This window comes from Vibrio sp. ECSMB14106 (assembly GCF_000972265.1).
Taxonomy (GTDB): domain Bacteria; phylum Pseudomonadota; class Gammaproteobacteria; order Enterobacterales; family Vibrionaceae; genus Vibrio; species Vibrio kanaloae.
Window position 1 is genome coordinate 1 of sequence record NZ_LAUM01000090.1, and the last position, 318, is coordinate 318.

Sequence of the window (318 nt, forward strand, 5' to 3'; positions counted from 1 at the left end):
GCGCCAGTATGGTGCTGCCTTGTTCACTTTCAGTCACATCAAACAGATCATTGATGACACTACTGAACTGCGCGTATCGCGGTGCAAAACTGTAACCGCATAGATCCAGTAAGGCGAAGTTAACATGATTGACACCGTGTGTATCTGTCGAGAGTACGTCAGGTTTGATTTCACTGCTGTTGGATTGTAACAGGTCATAAATATAGTGTGATTCGTGCTCGTTGGAACCGATGATCCGAGCATTGAGGGCGCTGTGGTTGGCCACCAGTGTCATGGCCGTGATCCCTTTGTTGGTGCCGAAATACTTAGAGGAGTACC

At 48.1% G+C, this 318-nt stretch carries 1 protein-coding gene; it reads right to left on the reverse strand.

Going from position 1 to position 318, the window contains the following annotated elements:
* On the reverse strand, window positions 1-318 hold a 318-nt coding region (locus WR49_RS20785; RefSeq protein WP_156155695.1), incomplete at both ends, for a Tn3 family transposase.